The 2,802-nt window shown below is 57.0% G+C and carries 3 protein-coding genes; all 3 read right to left on the reverse strand.

Annotated elements, in window-relative coordinates:
- Positions 1–423 precede the first annotated feature (423 nt).
- The 3 genes from ACWTU9_RS32975 to ACWTU9_RS32985 all read right to left on the reverse strand — a co-directional run bounded on the left by ACWTU9_RS32975 (position 424) and on the right by ACWTU9_RS32985 (position 2,680).
- Positions 424–807, reverse strand: a complete 384-nt coding sequence (locus tag ACWTU9_RS32975; RefSeq protein ID WP_455861976.1) for a hypothetical protein — start codon at positions 805–807, stop codon at positions 424–426.
- On the reverse strand, positions 797–2,101 hold the full coding sequence (gene gabT, locus ACWTU9_RS32980; RefSeq protein ID WP_455861977.1) for a 4-aminobutyrate--2-oxoglutarate transaminase: 1,305 nt from the start codon (positions 2,099–2,101) through the stop codon (positions 797–799). The genes ACWTU9_RS32975 and gabT overlap by 11 nt, the downstream gene beginning before the upstream one ends.
- Before the next feature lie 342 nt (positions 2,102–2,443).
- Positions 2,444–2,680, reverse strand: coding sequence for an integrase core domain-containing protein (locus ACWTU9_RS32985; RefSeq protein WP_455861978.1), 237 nt, complete (start codon positions 2,678–2,680; stop codon positions 2,444–2,446).
- Between the last annotated feature and the right edge of the window lie 122 nt (positions 2,681–2,802).

A 2,802-nucleotide genomic window follows, 5' to 3' on the forward strand; every position in this document is an offset into this window, starting at 1 on the left:
GCAATGTCGGACCGGATTGTATGCACGTCTCCAGATCCATTCCCAACGACGCAACTCAGGCGGCCGCCTTCGTCGATATCGAGCGAAAATCCAGCCTGGGTAACGGCGTTCCAGCTGGACAATACTGTCTGGCGGCCTCGACCTGGCAGAGTGGGCCATATGAGGCATCGCGCCGTGAAACTCTTGAGCGCCCGAAACTGCGTAGGATGGCTAACGCGTCCATACGAACCCGTGCGGATAGGCTGATGACGGCCCTTGTATACACCTTCGAAGGAAGCCGGAACGTCCCGCTCCACAAGCCCAGGACCTTCTGGATGATGCTCAGTTGAAACAAGCCTGACCAAGCGAGCGGAATATTCAGGATTCGGCCCTTCGCAACTGACCTTGAATCGGATGGTCCCGCAGGCTGCGACGCTGATCTTGTCAGCGTATCCGGTTATCGTTTTCAATCTCATCCTCTAGACGCAGATCACCGCCGAAAACACGCTTCCAGCGCAATTTGAACACTGCCCACTCCGCCTCTGCCAAGTCGGTGAAAGTTTGGTCTTGGTGCCGCACAAATGGCCGATCTTTCTCTCCGGTTAACGTGACGAGCATCCACTCCCTATTTGGAACCACCGAAACCAGAGCTTCTTTGCCTGGAATCGGCAGACTGCGCAAAACGTGGAGTAAGCGCTGCAGCTCTGGGCTATGGTGTCCGAAGGGCCGAAGCCTAAACTCCCGGGCACATTCGAGCATGCGTGAAGTACTGTCAGGACTGATTTGGCCTGAGAAAGCATGCTCGCCTGCGCCTTGGTCATCCGACATTGGTTGCAGAACACTCCTGGATGGACGTTTCCAATATGTCCACAGCCTCGTCGAGCAAATCATCGGAAATCGTAAGCGGAACGAGGACGCGAATGACATTGTGGTAGCGCCCAGCCGAGGCCAAGAGAAGGCCTCGTTTCCAAGCCCGCTGGATAATTTCCCTCACCAGGGCGTCTGCTGGAACCCGGCTTTCCGTCTCCTCAACGAACTCCACACCGAGCATCGCGCCAAGACGGCGGATTTCGCCAATGTTTGTCTGGTTTGTCTTCAGCCGGATACGATTGAGGTGTGCTTCTAGCCGTTCGCCGATCCTCTCCGCGTTCTCGAACAAACGTTCTTCATCGATGACGTCGAGAACCGCCAGAGCCGCAGCACAAGCGAGCGGGTTTCCAGCGTAGGTGCCGCCCAAGCCTCCCGGGTGGACGCTGTCGATGATCTCCGCTTTTCCTGTGACGGCAGCGAGGGGTAATCCTCCGCCTAGGCTTTTTGCGGCTGCGATCAGATCCGGCTCAACTCCCGAATGCTCGATTGAGAATAGCCGGCCTGTTCTAGCAAAGCCCGACTGGACTTCGTCGGCGACTAGAACGATGCCGTGCTTGGTGCATATTGCTCTTAAGCCGCGCATGAAATCGACAGGGGCAGGGAGGAAGCCGCCCTCGCCCTGAACGGGCTCAATGACAACTGCCGCGATCGCCGACGGCTCAAGCTCCGTCGCGAACAGCGCCTCCAGGGCGGAGAGAGCGTCTTCGGAAGAGACACCGCGATAACTGTACGGATAAGGAACGCGGTAGATATCACCTGGGAAAGGGCCGAAACCCTCCTTGTAGGGAGAAACCTGAGCCGTCATCCCAAGTGTCAGAAGCGTGCGGCCGTGAAATCCTCCGCTGAACACGACGACGCCGCGACGCTTGGTGTAGTAACGGGCTATCTTAACACAATTCTCAACGGCCTCGGCGCCCGTTGTGACAAGAAAGGTTTTGACGTCCGCGCTGATGGGCGCCAAGGCATTCAGGCGTTCCGCCAAGCTAACATAGCCTTCGTAGGGAGCGGTACCGAAGAACGTGTGCGTAAACCGATCGAGTTGCTCCCGGACAGCAGCAACGACCTTCGGATGCGCATGCCCCACGGCGAGCGCTCCCATGCCCCCGACGAAATCGATGTAGCGATTTCCCTCGACGTCCCAGACCTCGGCGCTGGATGCCCGTTGAGCATAGAATGGGAATGCGCACGAGACACCTTTCGGGAGGGCAGCAATACGTCGCTTGTCGAGCTCAGCGTTAGTTGCAGATATCAAAGCTATCCCCTTTTTGCCGTAAGCCTCAGCTCAGTCGACTTACCACGCAAACTAAGCCGCCCGCTTTAGAAAAAGAGTAAACCGGCAGTTGACTAAACCTTCTCACGTACATCTGAAACGTGGAATCCGCGGGCCCATTCTCCAACCACGAAGGCCTACGACTCGATACGGCGTCGGGCACAGGCGGTGCGGTGAGCCCCGGCAACATTAGACCGCTCAAGGTCGCTATTTTAGCACAGGACAGAAATCGAAGCTGGACCCGACTCAGCATCGCGCTGAGAATAACAATAAGTTCTGCACGCGGCATATGTCCGTGGAGTGCGCCCCTTGGGTGGACACCGATCAGGCTGCTGATTTGCCAGTGTGCCGGATGTGTTGATCCTCGAACTGTTGCGGGCTGAGATAGCCGAGCGCTGAATGAAGTCTCTGTGTGTTGTAAACCTCCTCTATGAAGCGGGGAAGGTGGTCGATCACCTCTTCGAATGTTTCATAGGCCATCGGATAGACCGCTTCGACCTTCAGCGTCTTCATGAAGCTCTCCGCCGTTGCGTTGTCATAAGGGTTGCCTCTGCGGCCCATCGAGCCGGCCAGACCGTGGTCGACGAGAAATTGTCGGTAGACTTCGGCAGCATATTGGGCGGATTCAACCGGTCGTCGCAACACCCTCGATCATATCTTGTTTGAGCAACTGGTCGAGAGCC

It is taken from the genome of Mesorhizobium sp. 128a (assembly GCF_053848025.1).